This window comes from Arthrobacter sp. ISL-48 (assembly GCF_018613805.1).
Taxonomy (GTDB): Bacteria; Actinomycetota; Actinomycetes; order Actinomycetales; family Micrococcaceae; genus Arthrobacter.
Genome location: NZ_JAGGPL010000021.1, coordinates 1 through 14,753 on the forward strand (window position 1 = coordinate 1; position 14,753 = coordinate 14,753).

14 protein-coding genes and 1 pseudogene are annotated in these 14,753 nt (G+C 65.2%); 7 read left to right on the top strand and 8 right to left on the bottom strand.

The features are described 5' to 3' along the window. Positions 1-418: 418 nt before the first annotated feature. On the bottom strand, positions 419-1,180 hold the full coding sequence (locus J7E83_RS17335; RefSeq protein WP_214964746.1) for a DeoR/GlpR family DNA-binding transcription regulator: 762 nt from the start codon (positions 1,178-1,180) through the stop codon (positions 419-421). Positions 1,181-1,239: 59 nt separating this feature from the next. On the opposite strand from J7E83_RS17335, the gene J7E83_RS17340 reads away from it, so the two are divergent. Both J7E83_RS17340 and J7E83_RS17345 read left to right on the top strand, forming a co-directional pair. Next, the gene (locus J7E83_RS17340) at positions 1,240-1,620 is read left to right on the top strand and encodes a DUF4406 domain-containing protein (RefSeq protein ID WP_251044041.1); all 381 of its coding nucleotides are present in this window, start codon (positions 1,240-1,242) and stop codon (positions 1,618-1,620) included. Beyond that, positions 1,617-2,381 (top strand): NUDIX domain-containing protein, encoded by a 765-nt coding sequence (locus tag J7E83_RS17345; protein ID WP_214964747.1) that lies wholly within the window; start codon positions 1,617-1,619, stop codon positions 2,379-2,381. Before J7E83_RS17340 ends, J7E83_RS17345 begins: the two co-directional genes overlap by 4 nt. On the opposite strand, the pseudogene J7E83_RS17350 reads toward J7E83_RS17345, so the two are convergent. Further along, positions 2,347-2,944, bottom strand: a pseudogene (locus J7E83_RS17350) (leucine zipper domain-containing protein); the annotation flags it as partial. The gene J7E83_RS17345 and the pseudogene J7E83_RS17350 overlap by 35 nt on opposite strands. Before the next feature lie 255 nt (positions 2,945-3,199). On the opposite strand from J7E83_RS17350, the gene J7E83_RS17355 reads away from it, so the two are divergent. Both J7E83_RS17355 and J7E83_RS17360 read left to right on the top strand, forming a co-directional pair. Continuing rightward, the gene (locus tag J7E83_RS17355) at positions 3,200-4,012 is read left to right on the top strand and encodes a 3-hydroxyacyl-CoA dehydrogenase (RefSeq protein WP_214964749.1); all 813 of its coding nucleotides are present in this window, start codon (positions 3,200-3,202) and stop codon (positions 4,010-4,012) included. After that, the gene (locus J7E83_RS17360) at positions 4,009-5,226 is read left to right on the top strand and encodes an acyl-CoA dehydrogenase family protein (protein ID WP_214964751.1); all 1,218 of its coding nucleotides are present in this window, start codon (positions 4,009-4,011) and stop codon (positions 5,224-5,226) included. Before J7E83_RS17355 ends, J7E83_RS17360 begins: the two co-directional genes overlap by 4 nt. A 120-nt stretch (positions 5,227-5,346) precedes the next feature. Here the strand turns inward: J7E83_RS17360 and J7E83_RS17365 are convergent, their stop codons facing one another. Next, entirely contained in the window at positions 5,347-6,192 is an 846-nt protein-coding gene (locus J7E83_RS17365) for a DUF1684 domain-containing protein (RefSeq protein WP_214964753.1), read from the bottom strand. A 218-nt stretch (positions 6,193-6,410) separates the two neighbouring features. Here J7E83_RS17365 and J7E83_RS17370 point away from each other — a divergent pair, with 218 nt between their 5' ends. Together J7E83_RS17370 and ppc are read left to right on the top strand one after the other, a co-directional pair. Further along, positions 6,411-7,091, top strand: coding sequence for an NADPH-dependent F420 reductase (locus J7E83_RS17370; RefSeq protein ID WP_214964755.1), 681 nt, complete (start codon positions 6,411-6,413; stop codon positions 7,089-7,091). A gap of 143 nt (positions 7,092-7,234) precedes the next feature. Beyond that, on the top strand, positions 7,235-10,054 hold the full coding sequence (gene ppc / locus J7E83_RS17375; protein ID WP_214964757.1) for a phosphoenolpyruvate carboxylase: 2,820 nt from the start codon (positions 7,235-7,237) through the stop codon (positions 10,052-10,054). Between the two features lie 39 nt (positions 10,055-10,093). Here ppc and J7E83_RS17380 read toward each other — a convergent pair whose 3' ends face one another. The 3 genes from J7E83_RS17380 to J7E83_RS17390 are packed head-to-tail and all read right to left on the bottom strand — an operon-like array spanning position 10,094 to position 13,098. Then, positions 10,094-10,837 carry an ABC transporter ATP-binding protein gene (locus tag J7E83_RS17380; protein WP_214964758.1) on the bottom strand — a complete coding sequence of 248 codons (744 nt, stop codon included), beginning with the start codon at positions 10,835-10,837 and terminating at the stop codon, positions 10,094-10,096. Beyond that, on the bottom strand, positions 10,830-11,954 hold the full coding sequence (locus J7E83_RS17385; RefSeq protein WP_251044042.1) for an iron ABC transporter permease: 1,125 nt from the start codon (positions 11,952-11,954) through the stop codon (positions 10,830-10,832). Before J7E83_RS17385 ends, J7E83_RS17380 begins: the two co-directional genes overlap by 8 nt. Continuing rightward, positions 11,944-13,098, bottom strand: a complete 1,155-nt coding sequence (locus J7E83_RS17390; RefSeq protein WP_214964759.1) for an ABC transporter substrate-binding protein — start codon at positions 13,096-13,098, stop codon at positions 11,944-11,946. Before J7E83_RS17390 ends, J7E83_RS17385 begins: the two co-directional genes overlap by 11 nt. 176 nt (positions 13,099-13,274) lie before the next feature. Here J7E83_RS17390 and J7E83_RS17395 point away from each other — a divergent pair, with 176 nt between their 5' ends. Further along, positions 13,275-14,048: a DUF6390 family protein gene (locus J7E83_RS17395; RefSeq protein WP_214964761.1), complete on the top strand. Its 774-nt coding sequence runs from the start codon at positions 13,275-13,277 to the stop codon at positions 14,046-14,048. Between the two features lie 31 nt (positions 14,049-14,079). Here the strand turns inward: J7E83_RS17395 and J7E83_RS17400 are convergent, their stop codons facing one another. Beyond that, a complete protein-coding gene (locus J7E83_RS17400) occupies positions 14,080-14,448 on the bottom strand; it encodes a hypothetical protein (RefSeq protein ID WP_214964763.1) in 369 nt (122 codons plus the stop codon). Positions 14,449-14,489: 41 nt separating this feature from the next. After that, positions 14,490-14,750, bottom strand: a complete 261-nt coding sequence (locus J7E83_RS17405; RefSeq protein WP_214964764.1) for a HypC/HybG/HupF family hydrogenase formation chaperone — start codon at positions 14,748-14,750, stop codon at positions 14,490-14,492. Between the last annotated feature and the right edge of the window lie 3 nt (positions 14,751-14,753).

Consider the following 14,753-nt stretch of genomic DNA (forward strand, 5'->3'; position numbering starts at 1 on the left):
CCGCGCCGCTATAGACCTCATCGATTCACCCTCGGCAAGATGCAACCGCCGAATAAGCGCCCAATCCTCCACTGTGATCACCCACCCAATCGTTTGGAATGAGTGGCTCAGTTTTCAACCGTCACAATGGCTCAGTTTTCGACCGACACCGACAGGCCCGCAGGGGCGAGTGATTGTGTCAACTTTGTCGGTACCCACCTCAGCGACAAGCTACCGGGACTGCGGTGGCCGTGAGGTGACCCCATGTGTCTTCGGTCATTTCGGTTCATAGACCTGTTCTACCCGAGCCTGGCAGTAAAACGCCGTAGACGAGCATGCGTCCTGGAACTAGAAGACCAGGCCTACGAGACCGCTAATGGGGTAGTTCGATATATGCCACTGGAATAGATCAACAAAGATTGGGATTCCGGGCAGGGGCTCAAGCTTTTGCGTCTATGAGGGTGGTGCCGTTCCTTTGGAGCTCGCTGAGGGTTGGGTCCTCGTGCGGTTGGTCCGTGATGATTCCTGCGATCTCGCTCGTGGGCAGGACCCGGTAGCGGGAGGCAACGCCGATCTTTTCCGCGCTGGCAAGGACGTAGGTGTCGGCAGCCCGGCTGGCCAGTGCTCGCTTCATGGCGGCCTCGTCCACGTCTCCAGTGGTCAGCCCCTCTGTGGCGTGTACGCCGGTCACCCCGAGGAGGAACAGGTCAGCCGAGATCGTCTGCGCGGCCTCGACAGCGGCAGCACCGCAGGTGACGGCCGAATGCTTGAACAAGCGCCCTCCTAGGAGAAAAACGTCTATGCCTGCATGCGAGACGAGCTCGGCAGCGATCGTGGCGCTGTGCGTAACGACCGTGCAAGACAGGGAAGGTGCGAGAGCCCGGACAACGGCCAGGGTTGTGGTGCCGCCATCTAGGATGACTGTGCTTCCCGGATCGATGAGGCGGGCGGCGCAGCGGGCCACCAGATTCTTGCTTTCAGGCTGAACGGCGGCCCGGGCGGCGTAGTCGGCGATTGCCGGCGAGACCGGCAGGGCACCGCCGTACACGCGTTGGCACAATCCTGCGGAGGCGAGTTCCCGTAGATCCCGGCGCACACTGTCGCCGGACAGGCCCAGCTCAGCGGCAATCTCTTTGGCGACCAGCTTGCCTTCCTGTGCCAGGCGCGCGAGGAGAAGAGTATGGCGTTCAGCAGCGAGCATTCGCATTCCTTCCGAGTTTTTCACGTTTCTACACTATTGTAGTGGTCATGAGGACTTCTATGATGATTCTGATAGCCGGCCCCTACCGTTCCGGTACGGGGGATGAACCGGAATTGCTGCGCCGCAATCTCGCCAGGCTCGAGCAGGCAGCGTGGCCCATTTTCCGGGCAGGCCACTTGCCAATGATCGGCGAGTGGGTTGCGCTGCCGGTCCTCAAGAGCGCCGGCGTGAGCGACCTTTCTGCCCCGCTGGCAGCTGAAGTGATGTACCCGACGGCCGAACTCCTGCTGGAGCGATGCGATGCCGTCTTGCGGTTGGGCGGGGAGTCCCGCGGCGCGGACCAGGACGTCGCGATCGCCCGCGCAAAGGGTCTGCCTGTCTACTACCGTCTCGATGAGGTCCCCGGCGTCGACACGGCACCCACGGAAGTGTCCTCGTGAGAGTTAGCCGAAAGGATCTTCTTTCCCGGCCTGGGACGGACGTCCCGGATAGCAGGGGCCGAACCGGCCTGGACAGGATCGGCATTGGTCTGGACCGCAACCCGAATGTGGGTATCACCCGGGTCGAGGTGACATCCGATGGATGGCATGTCCTGCGCCGAACAACCTTCATGTATCGCCGGCGCGATGGGCGACAGGTTGTCCAGCAGCGGGAAACCTACGACCGGGGCAATGGCGCCACGATTCTTCTCTACGATGCTGTCAGGGGAACCGTCCTGCTCACCCGGCAGTTTCGGATGCCCGCCTACGTCAACGAACACGTTGACGGGATGCTCATCGAAACGGCCGCCGGCCTTCTCGACGATGACGCTCCCGACGTGGCCATCCGTCGGGAAGCCAGCGAAGAACTCGGTGTCACCGTAGGGGAACTGCAGCATGTCTTCGACCTCTACATGAGCCCCGGGTCTGTCACCGAACGTCTCCACTTCTATGCCGCCCCCTACGGCCCGAATGACCGGACAACGAGTGGCGGCGGCGTGCAGGAAGAAGGTGAAGACATCGAAGTGTTAGAGATCCCCTTCGATGAAGCACTTGCCATGACGTCCGATGGCAGGATCGTAGATGGCAAGACGGTCATTCTCCTCCAATGGGCTGCCACGGCCCACCTCCTCTGCCCATCTCGCGACATTACCGTCCGCCTTGACGGCAATGTCCCGCAGCCCGCAATGCGAAGCGTGCGTAATCCGGTGCCCCAGTATTAACGTCCAAGTGGTGCAGATACGCGTACCCCGTCCCGGCACGGCGGTTCCGCCGTCCGTTGGCACGTCCCAGGGCGCGGTGTCCGCCGCCATCGGGGGATCCGTCCGAGTTTTCTTGATGTCCACGTGGACCAGGCCCCGGCGTTTTCGTGTTCATAGCGTTGCGGTGCGGGCTTTCGGACGGGCAGTCCGGTGCTCTGGTCCAAACAGGACAGCCCGCGGCATCCGGTACCTGGCCAGAACCTTGCCGCCGGTGGAGCGGGCCAGGTGAAGGTGGGCCGCAATCCGGTGCGGTCCCCACCGACGGCTAAAACGCAGCGCCACAATCCGCCTTTCGGTGCGCACGGGCGTGCGGTTGGGACTCCGTCTCGGCCGGGACGAGGCATCAGCATGCCGTCCTCGCCCAGGGTCCGGTACCGGTCCACCCATTTCTTGGCCGTTGCCGGCGTGCATTGGAACCGCTCCGCGGCCCGGCGCAGCGTCCAGCCCTGCTCGATGACCAAGCAGGCTAGCTTCCCTCTGGCTTTGGGCGTCAGGTCGGCGTTGGCCTGGGTAACGTAGGACAGGAGGGCCTCCTGGCGTCGATAGGAGTGTGGTAACCCCAAATCGATACCGGAGGCCCTCGCCTTTTACATCAAGACATGCTGTTCACAACGTCCGTGGGAATTACACCTAGTAGGCAGAGGGGCGGGCGCGGAGACCTCGGACGATGGTGCGGGCGGCCATCATTTCAGTTAACATTCACTAACTAATGTTCCACGCCAGAACTGGTATCGCCGGGCTGCCGGGCCTTTGCGGCCGGTTCGCATCAAGGAGGATGTATGGACATCAAAGGCAGTGTCGCGCTGATTACGGGCGGGGCTTCCGGACTGGGGGCCGCCACAGCCAGGCGCCTGGTCGACGCCGGAGCTTCCGTTGTGCTGATCGATCTGCCCTCTTCCGCCGGCGCAGCCTTCGCGGAGGAGCTGAGCACTTCTGCCGGCGGTACCTCCGGTGACGATGCCGGCAGGACGGCCACCTTCGTCCCCGCGGACGTGACGAACGAAGTGGAGGTGCAGGCCGCCGTCGACACCGCCGTTGCCCTGGGTCCGCTGCGGATCGTCGTGAACTGCGCCGGTATTGCCACGCCCGGCAAGGTACTGGGGCGCGACGGCGTGCTGCCGCTGGACTCGTTCAGCCGTGTGATCCAGGTGAACCTCATCGGGACCTTCAACGTGCTGCGCCTCGCAGCAGCGGCCATGGTCGCCACGGAACCGGTGACTACCGGCGTCGGCGGTCCTGAGCGTGGCGTAATCATCAACACGGCTTCCGTGGCCGCTTTCGAAGGGCAGATCGGCCAGCCGGCGTACGCAGCCTCCAAAGGCGCCGTTGCCGCGATGACGCTGCCGTTGGCCCGCGAGCTCGCGCGCTCGCTGGTGCGCGTGGTGACCATCGCGCCTGGAATCTTCGAGACGCCCATGATGGCCGGCCTCCCGCAGGAAGCCCAGGAGTCCCTGGGCCGGCAGGTGCCCCACCCCTCCCGGCTCGGCAGGCCCGCCGAGTACGCCAGCCTCGTGGCCCATATTGTGGAAAACGCCATGCTCAACGGAGAAACGATTCGACTGGACGGCGCCATTCGAATGGGGCCCAAATGAGCCAGGCAGGCGTGGATCCGGCCCCCGGAGAGCTGCCCACCGCCGACTTTTTTGCCTTCGAAGCACTGCTCAGCCCGCAGGAGCGGCACAAGCTGGACGAACTGCGGGACTTCCTGGCCGCCGAGATCGCACCGGACGCGTCGGAGTGGTGGAACAAGGCGGAATTTCCCGCGCACATCCTCCCGAAGCTGGCCGCCCTGGGGCTCAGCACGCCCGCGCAGCGCGGCTACAGCCACCTGTTCGCTGGGCTGGTCATCGCGGAGATGACACGGGTGGACACCTCCATCGCCACCTTTTTTCTGGTCCATCACGACTTGTTTGTGGAGTCCCTCTACGCCTTCGGTTCCGAGGACCAGAAGGAGCGGCTGCTCGCGGACGCCTCGAACCTTCGCATCACCGGGTCCTTCGCCCTCACCGAACCCGGCCACGGTTCCGACGTCGCGGGTGGCATGGAAACCCGCGCGCAGCGGATCTCAGGACTGACCGGAGAGGCCGACGCCGGCGGCGACTGCTGGGTGCTGAACGGCGCCAAGCGGTGGATTGGCAACGGGACGTTCTGCGACTACATGCTGGTGTGGGCCCGGGATGAGGCCGACGGCACCGTCCGGGGTTTCATTGTCGATGCTTCGTTGCCGGGGGTGAGCCGGCGCCGGATCGAGAACAAGATCGCGCTCCGGACCGTCCAGAACGCGGACATTGAATTCCAGGACGTGCGCGTCGCCGAGGCCGACCGTTTTGCCGGGATCGGCAGTTTTGACGACACCAACCTTCTCCTGCGCGGATCCCGGATCATGGTGGCCTGGCAGGCGGTCGGGCAGCAGCTGGCGGCGTTCGACGTCGCCCGGCGGTACGCCGTCGAACGCCGGCAGTTCGGGCGCCCCCTGGCGAAATTCCAGCTCATCCAGCAGCAGCTGGTGACCATGCTGGGCAACGCCGTGGCCAGCATGGGCATGATGGTGCGGCTCGCCCAATTGCAGGAGGAAGGCGTGGCCGACATGCCGCAGGTTGCGCTGGCAAAGTCGTATATCAGCGCCCGCATGCGCGAGACGGTGGCGATGGGCCGCTCCATCCTGGGCGGCAATGGGATTGTGACCGACTACCGGATGGCCAAGATCTTCGCCGACGCCGAGGCCATCTTCACCTACGAGGGTTCGTTCGAAATCAACACGCTCATCGTCGGCCGGGCCGTCACCGGGGTCTCCGCCATCGCCTGAGCCTGTCACCCCAGACGCGATGCCCAGACGCGATCCCCAGCCCTGCGCGAACTGGCACGTGTGGTCCGCCCTTCCCAGCGAACTGGCAGTACATGCCTTCAAAACCCCCGGTTTGGGGCGTTACGTGCCAGTTCGCGCCGGAAGGAGGGGCTGCTTTTCGCCGGCTTCGATCTTCGCGTCCAGGCTGTTGTTCTTGACGGGCATGGGGCAGGTTCCATACGGGGTGAAGGCGCTGGGGTAGTTGATAGCGCGGTTGAAGTCCAGGATGACCGTGGCCTTTCCCGACGGATCAATTCGTGGCCTGGCCGTGGAGACTTTGCGCCATTCATCTGTTGTGTCCCCGTTGGTGCCGTCGTGGAACGTGATGGTCAGGGCTCCGAGCTTTTCTTCCTCGGCATGGAGTCGGTATTCATGCGGAATCCCCGGGAGCCGGAAAACAACTTCCCCCACTGAGTCGTGCATGCCGTCCACCAGCGGGTTGGCGGTTCCGATGGGAATAGCCACCGGCTCAGGGTAGGCCTCATAAGCCGCCTCGATCACCAGGTCCGGGTTGTAGTCAAATGTGGGCACGCCGTCGAACTCCGTCAGGACGGGCGAGCCGGAATCCCGGGTTCGGATCGCGTAACGTCCCGCCCGCATGGCAAGCTCCACCACCACCTGCTGGCCGTCCGAACCGCCGAACTGAACCCACATCAGAGACTCCTCGTCTGTGAGGGACGCCGTGATGGTGCCATCCACGGTCTCCCCGGTTTCCACCAGCGTCAGCCCGTCGCGCCCTGCGGCGGTGAGCGCCGCCGTCGTGCCGTCCGTCGACCACAGGCCGGGGGCGAGTTCGACGGCGGATGGCTGGGTATCCAGCCACTGGAAGGACGTCAGCGTGAGCCAGCCGTGGCGGGCCGCGAGAGCCTTGTTCCGGTTGGTTCGGAATCGCTGCCAGCGCTCTAGCTGGGCGGCTGGTGTACTCATGGTTCCTCCAAAGGTCTGCGGTGCCCCGGCTACAACCGTGCGCGCGCCCGGTTCATTCCACCAGCGCGGTCCATTCCACCAGCGCGGTCCATTTCGGCGGGGGCCCACCGCCGGGCCCGGGGACGCTGTGGTGACTCCCCGCTTGCCTGGACGCATGCGGGGAGTAACGTCGGAACCGGGATAGACCTGACCCACTTCACCAGCTGAAAAGAGTAGCCATGAAAATCGCGGTCCTTGGCACGGGAATGGTAGGCCGGACCCTGGCGGGCGCCCTGTCCGGACTGGGGCACGGCGTGGTCGTTGGCACCCGGGATCCCCAGGCCACGTTGGCCCGCAGCGGCCCCGAAGCCACGGGCGCCCCGCCGTTCAGCGAGTGGCACGCCGCAAACCAGCACATCCTCCTGGAAACGTTCGCTGATGCTGCTTCCGAGGCTGAGCTCGTCGTGAACGCGACCAGCGGGACGGGTGCGCTCGCTGCCCTGAGCTCGGCGGGATCCGCCAACCTGGCCGGGAAGGTGGTGATGGACGTGTCCAATGCGCTGGATTATTCCCAGGGCATGCCGCCCGTGCTGAACCCGGTCAACACGGACAGCCTCGGCGAACGGATCCAGAGTGCGTTCCCAGATGCGCGGGTGGTCAAGACGCTCAACACCATGAATGCGGGGCTGATGGTGGATCCGGGCCGGCTTGCGGGAGGGGACCATTCGGTGTTTGTGTCCGGGGATGACGCCGACGCGAAGAAGGCAGTAACCGAACTCCTTCAGGCCCTGGGCCATCGCGACGTTATTGACCTGGGTGACATCACCTCCGCCCGCGGCGCGGAGATGATGATGCCGGCCTGGCTGCGGCTGTGGGGTGTACTTGGAACACTTGACTTCAATTTCAAGATCGTGCGCTGAGGCTGGCGGCAGGGCATCGTCACACTATCTGAGACGATTCCGCGGCGGCGGCCCCCTGCGGGTAGCATCTTTAGCTAGTAACGTGGCTCACAGTATCCAGCGCAGTGTACGAGCCGAGTCCGAACCCTCGAAAGATAGTTTCCATGGCTGACACTGCAATAAATTCCGGAACCGACCTCGCCTCCGAGTTGAGGGCGGACGTTCGGCGCGTCTCCACCCTGCTGGGTGAATCCCTCGTGCGCCAGCACGGGCCGGAGCTCCTGGAGCTTGTGGAACAGGTGCGCCTCCTCACCAAGGAATCCAAGGAAGCGGCGCGCGGCGGCGCGCATGCCACGGGACCTTGGAGCGCGCACGACGTCGTCGCCCAGGTCCGTGAGTTGCTCGGCTCCCTGCCCATTGAGCAGGCAACCGACCTGGTCCGCGCCTTTGCCTTCTACTTCCATCTTGCCAATGCGGCGGAGCAGGTACATCGCGTCCGCGGGCTGCGGACCAGGCAGGAGAAGGACGGCTGGCTGGCCAAAGCGGTCACCGACATCGCCGGGCAGGCAGGGCCTGCAGTTCTTCAGGAAGTGGTCAACCGCCTGGATGTCCGCCCCATCTTCACCGCCCACCCCACCGAAGCCTCGCGGCGTTCCGTGCTGGACAAGATCCGCAAGCTCTCCGACGTGCTGGCCCAGCCCACCAAGGAAGGCACCACCGCGCGCCGCCGGCAGGACCGCCAGCTCTCAGAAATCATCGACCAGATGTGGCAGACCGACGAGCTTCGCCAAGTCCGGCCCACGCCTATCGACGAAGCCCGGAACGCCATCTACTACCTGGGCAGCATCCTGACGGACGCCATGCCGGAGATGCTCGCCGAACTGTCCGAGCTGCTGGGGGAGCACGGCGTGAGCTTGGCCTCCCAGAACGCCCCGATCCGGTTCGGTTCCTGGATCGGCGGGGACCGTGACGGCAACCCCAATGTCACGGCTGCCGTCACCCGGGAAATCCTCCAGATCCAGAACCAGAACGCGGTACGGATCAGCATCGGCATGATCGACGAGCTGATCTCCATCCTGTCCAACTCCACGGCATTGGCCGGTGCGGACAAGGAACTGCTGGATTCGATCGACGCCGACCTGAAGAAGCTGCCGGGCCTGGAGCGCAGGGTGCTGGAGCTCAATGCCCAGGAGCCCTACCGCCTCAAACTGACGTGCATCAAGGCCAAGCTCATTAACACTGGAAAGCGGGTGGCCTCGGGTTCCTCCCACGACCACGGCCGCGACTACAGCGCCACCGACGAGCTCCTGGCCGACATCGAACTGCTGGAACTGTCCCTCCGGAACCACTCGGCGTCGCTCGTTGCCGATGGCGCCCTGGCACGAGTCCGCCGGGCCGTGGCCTCCTTCGGCCTGCACCTGGCCACCCTGGACATCCGGGAACACGCCGACCACCACCACGACGCCGTCGGACAGCTCATGGACAGGCTGGGCGGCCCGGGCCTCCGGTACGCCGAACTGAGCCGCGCGGAGCGCTTTGAGGTGCTGGGGTCCGAGCTCGCCTCGCGTCGCCCGTTGTCCGGCCACCCCATCAAGCTCGACGGCGTCGCGGACGGTACCTACGACGTCTTCCGCGAGATCCGGCGCGCCCTGCGCACCTACGGCCCTGACGTCATCGAGACCTACATTATTTCCATGACCCGGGGCGCCGATGACGTCCTGGCCGCCGCGGTCCTGGCGCGGGAGGCCGGGCTCGTGAACCTGTTCGGTGAGACCCCCTACGCCAAGATCGGGTTCGCGCCGCTGCTGGAGACCGTGGAGGAACTGCGTGCCTCGGCGGAAATTGTTGACCAACTGCTGTCTGATCCGTCTTACCGCGAGCTGGTGCGCCTTCGCGGCGACGTCCAGGAGGTCATGCTGGGCTACTCGGACTCCAACAAGGAATCCGGCGTGATGACCAGCCAGTGGGAAATCCACAAGACCCAGCGGAAGCTTCGCGATGTGGCGGCCAAGCACGGTGTCCGAGTGCGGCTGTTCCATGGTCGTGGCGGGTCTGTGGGCCGTGGCGGCGGACCGACATATGACGCCATCATGGCCCAGCCCAACGGCGTGCTTGAGGGTGAAATCAAGTTCACTGAACAGGGCGAGGTCATCTCGGACAAGTATTCGCTGCCGGAGCTCGCCCGGGAAAACCTGGAGCTTTCCCTGGCGGCCGTGCTCAAGGGATCGGCCCTGCACCGCAGCCCCAGGACTTCGGAGGACCAGCGCGAACGCTACGGGCACGTCATGGAGACTATCTCCGACGGCGCCTTTGACCGTTACCGCAAGCTGATCGATGACCCGGACCTGCCGGCGTACTTCGTGGCGTCCACTCCGGTGGAGCAGCTGGGATCGCTGAATATCGGATCCCGCCCGTCCAAACGCCCTGACTCGGGGGCGGGCCTGGAAGGGCTGCGGGCCATCCCGTGGGTCTTTGGCTGGACCCAGTCCCGGCAGATCGTGCCCGGCTGGTTCGGCGTGGGCTCGGGCTTGAAGGCTGCCCGCGAAGCCGGACACTCCGCTCAGCTGGTGGAGATGATGGAGAACTGGCACTTCTTCCGCTCGGTACTCTCCAACGTGGAGATGACGCTGGCCAAGACGGATTTGGACATCGCCGGATACTACGTGGCCACCCTGGTCCCGGAGGAGCTGCACCACATCTTCCGGACCATCCGCGAGGAATATGAGCTCACCGTCACCGAGATCCAGAACCTCACCGGTGAAAACCTGCTCCTGGATGCCCAGCCCACGCTTAAGCGCTCCCTCGAGATCCGCGATCAGTACCTGGACCCCATCAGTTACCTCCAGGTGGAGCTCCTGCGCCGCATCCGGACCGAGGGAGCCCAGGACGGCAGCATCAGCGGTGCCGAGATCGACGAACGGCTCCAGCGCGCCATGCTGATCACCGTCAACGGGGTGGCCGCCGGCCTGCGCAACACCGGGTAACCCTCTCTCACTTCCTGCACAGATTTCCTAAACCCTCTCTCACCCGTCGCCGTAGTGCACCACCACGGCCCGGCGGGTGCTGTGCCCATCGACAAACTGCATGGTGCTGACACCGACGCCGTACAGCGCCGTGAGCTCCTTCTCGCAGAGGAGTTTCTGGGCGTCGCCGGTTCGGGGGCCGTTGGGGGTGAGAAGCACCGCTTGGTCGGCGAGGTACAGGGCGTGGTCCGGGTGGTGGGTGCTGAGGAGTACTGCCATTCCGTCCGTCATCAGTTCGCGCAGCAGACGCAGGACGCGGACCTGGTTTTTCAGGTCCAGGCCGGTGGCGGGTTCGTCCAGCACCAGGACCGGACAGCCGGCCGCGATGGCCCGGGCGATCAGGACCAGCTGCTGCTCGCCACCGCTGAGCGTGGGAAAGAACCTGTTGCGGAGGCCGACGATGCCCACCCGGTCCATTGCCTCGAGCGAAGCGGCCCGGTCCGCCGCGCCCGGCGAACGGAAGAGGTCGATCTGCCGGGCCCGTCCCATCAGCACCATGTCCAGGGCCCGGTACGCGAACGTACTGCCATGGGCTTGCGGGACATAGCCGGCCCTGGCCCCCCGCGTGACGTTTCCCTCGACCGGGGCGAGCAGCCCGGCGGCGCAGCGCACCAGTGTTGTCTTGCCGCTGCCGTTGGGTCCCAGGACGGCGGTGGCGGTTCCCGGGAGGACCTGGAAGCTGACACCCCGGAACACCCAAGCCGTCCTCGGGTAACCAAACCCCACCCCGTCCAGCTCAAGCACTTTCCCAGATCCTGTCCCGATTCCGGCGCAGCAGGACAAAAAAGACAGGCGCACCGATCAGCGCTGTCAGGACGCCGAGCGGGATCTCGCCCGCCGTCGCGGTACGCGCCACAGTGTCCACCAGCATGATGTAGGCGCCACCCAGGAGGAAGGACACCGGCAGAAGCACCCGGTGGTCCGGACCCACCCACATCCTCGCCAGGTGCGGGATCACCAGGCCCACCCAGCTGACGGCGCCGCTGACCGCCACGGCTCCGGCCACGATCAGTGCCACCGAAACCAGCACCGCCCAGCGAAGCGGGCGGGGCCGGATCCCGAGAGCAGCGCCGTCGTCGTCACCCAGGGAGAGCACGTTGATGCGCCAGCGCAGCGCCAGGAGCACCAGTGCGCCACCGACTACGGGGATCAGCGCCACTGCCACCTTGCCGAAAGTGGCAGTGGCCACGCTGCCCAGGAGCCAGAACACGATGGCCGGCAACGTGGTGTTTGGGTCAGCGAGGTACGTGACCAGTGCAACCAGCGCGGAAAAGAAGGATCCGGTGACTACGCCGCCCAGCACGATCATCAGCAGGGGAGTCCCGCCGCGCCCGGACGTGATCAGGAACAGCGTGGCCAGAGCAACCAGACCGAATGCGAAAGAACTCGTGATGAGCGCAAACGTCCCCAGACCCAGGAGCAGCGCCAGCGCCCCGCCGAAGGACGCACCCGCGGACACGCCGATGATGTCCGGGCTGACCAGCGGATTGTGGAAGATGGCCTGCAGCGCGGCACCTCCGATGGCCAGGCCGCCGCCCACTAACAGCGCCAGCAGCACGCGGGGTAGCCTGACCAGCAGAACCACATTCTGCTCCGTGGCAGTCGCCTCGGTTGGGACCGGGACGACCTGCCCCACGAGGATCTGCACCACGTGCCAGAGGGGAACGTTGTACCGGCCCACGGCCAAGGCCACCAAGGCCACAGCGACCAAGAAGATAGTGCTGATGGCAACCGGCCTCAGGGCCGATAGCCCGTGCCGCCTCTCCCGATCCCGGCCGGAGACCCGGCCGGAGCCCATGGACTCCCGGGAACTGCCGGCACTCCCGGTACCAAACCTCTGGTCGCGGGCGTCATGCAGCATTGAACTGCTGATAGTGGTCCGATTGCCCGTTCGCCGCGGTCCACAGGATCTTGTCCAGTTCGGCCGCGGTGGGCTTGTGACTGTACAGGAAATCGAAGTACTCGATGACTTTGTTCCGGAGCCTGGACTGCTCCTGAGGGAACACGATGTCGGTGAGCCAGTGCCACATCAGCGGCGATTCCTGCCCGGGCGGATCCCAGCGGTAACCACCCAGCGGCACCTTGTAGACGCGCCGGTTCTTGACCGCGGAGACGGTCTGCCAGACGGGGTCAGAGTAGAGATCCTGCGGCATGGCGTTGTCGAAATTCCCCAGCAGGATGATCTCCGGATCCCAGCGCAGCACCTGTTCCACGTCCAGGCCCACCATCCCCGAGCCTTTCAGCGGATCGTCCCCGGTTGCCGGATTGGTGCCACCCACCAGCTTGATGTAGAAATCGTTGTAGCTGTTGGCCGCGGCCACCTTCAGGCCACCGGTGAACCGGTTGAAGTACAGGATGCTGGGCCCGGCGGAGTGCCTGTTGGCCGCCAGATCCTTGATGGTGGCCAGTTCCAAATCGCTCCGGGCCTTGATATCCACGGCGCGTTCGGGCTTGCCCAGCATCGCGGCGAACATGGCTACCCACGCGTCCACATCCTCCTGCTTGCCGGTGTTGGTCAGCCCGATGACGTTCAGGCCGGCCTTTTCCAGCGGGTCGATGAGCTGGGCGTCGGACCACTGGATCACTACGTCAGGGTCCAAGGCACGCACGCTCTCCACATTGGCGGTGAAGTCCTGCGTGGCGATCTCGTGCGGCAGTTCCAGGGCCTTGGGAAAGATGGTGCCCATGATGCCGTCGCGCATGGCCACCCAAGATGCGTTGTGCATGGCAGCGAGATGGTCAGCGGTGCGGTCCACCGCCACGAGCAGCGACGCAGCCGGCATGGGGATGGTCACCACGCGGGTCGCGGGCCGGGTGAAGGTGATGGTTTTGCCGCGCTGGTCGGTGATGCTGATCCCGCCGGTCCTGGCGGTCCCGCTGTCCGAAGAAAGGCCCGACGACGGCGGGACACCGGGGGTGCCGGCACACCCGGACAACAAGCCAGCCGAGCCTCCTGCGGCAAGCAGTTGAAGGACTGTGCGGCGGTTCAGATCAGTAGTTGCCATGGTGTGTGACCCCTATGCCTCGGTCTTCACAGCATCCGCTCGCCGGCGCAAGCTGTCAACGGTTCTTGCCATCCCCGGCGGATAGCCGGCGCCTTCTTCCGCACTTTCTCCGCGGCCTTGTCCGGGACGCGCCGCGGTGCTACGTTCAAGATACCCCTGGAGAAGGTGGCCACGAGATGGTTATCGATGGTGCCCAGTTGTTTGTCCGCTATGGCTACCCGCCCAATTCGCGGGGGAGCTGCGGGCCTCCGGACAGTGACGCCCTGCTGCACTACGGCCAGTCCGGGGTCACGGACCAAGGTCTCCGGGAACTCGCGAAGGGCTTTGCCGGAGCATGGCCGTACCTGGAACTGATTGCCGGTGCCCACGGCATCGCCGATCCGCTCGACGCCCGCGTGGTGGAGGCCTACTGGGTGGGAAACAGCTTGCTGGATACGGTGGGCATCAGCAGCATGGGCAACTCGATGGAAGACCGGTTCCGTGCCCGCACTGGTCGGCAGTTTCCACACCTCGTGGAAGGCGTGCTGGCCGGCGGCGTTCCGCACCACAGCTTCCACGTATTCGAAATCTATCCGTGGCTGGGCCTGTTGCGCGATGACCGTCGGTACGCCACTGCTCTAAATGTCCTGGACCGCTGCCGGATCCGGTGGGGCGAGGTCCTGGCCATCACCGGCGATGAAGCCGTGGTGAAGTCGCGTCCCCTGACTTGGGACGGAACGTCCTTGGCCGTGGGGGAACCCGTGGTGGAGTCCGCCAAGTATGCCGTGAACGGTACCGGTTTCGTTGCCGGGCTCGCGGCGGGCGATGTGGTCTCGCTCCACTGGGACTGGGTCTGTGACCGGCTGACTTCCCATCAGCTGCAGCAACTGAAGTACTTCACCGGCCGGCACCTTAAAATCGCCAACAGCGGCGTCGAGCATCGCGGCGCAGCCATCGCCCTGGAGCGCTGAGCCTGGAACACCGAACCTTGGATCCCTCCGGCTAGGGCGACTGCGGTGCCGCGGAATCGGGATCTTCCGGCGGTTGAATGCCGGTCGCGTCGCGGGGAGTGGATTCACCGGTGGGACGCTCCACCGGGCCCGCGTCGGTACCGGTGCTTTTCCGGCCTGCCTCTTTGCCTTCCTCCTTGATTACATCTTCACCGCGCCGGGTGGTGCTCTCGCCCACCCCTTCCGGAGCCGGGGCGGCGTCCTCTGGAGTTTCATCGGAACCCGGCTGTGCGGGCTCCTTCTGGGGCGGCTCGCTGCCCCAGGCACGGGCGGTGCCCGGAGAGGTTCCCTGCTCCCCGCTGCCTGGTCCGGTACCGCCTGGCTCAGGGCCGGTTGGTTGGGACGGATTCATCGGTGTCATGGCGTTCTCCTTGCTCCTGTAATGCTTGATGGTGGTGGTAGTCAGCCGGCAGGTTCGTCGTTGGGTTGCTGTGGCTGGCCCATCAGTTCCAGGCCGTTCAAGGCCCGTTCCGCACCCGCTGGATCCACCCGCTCGAGCGCAAAGCCCATATGGATCAGGACCCAGCTGCCCGGTGGCAGCGGACCGTCGTCCAGTAGGCCGATGTTGATCTTCCGCTGCACCCCGGCCACGTCCACTAGGGCGAGCTGATGGCCGTAGCCATCAATCGGGCCGATGACCCGGCCGGGGATTCCGAGGCACATGAT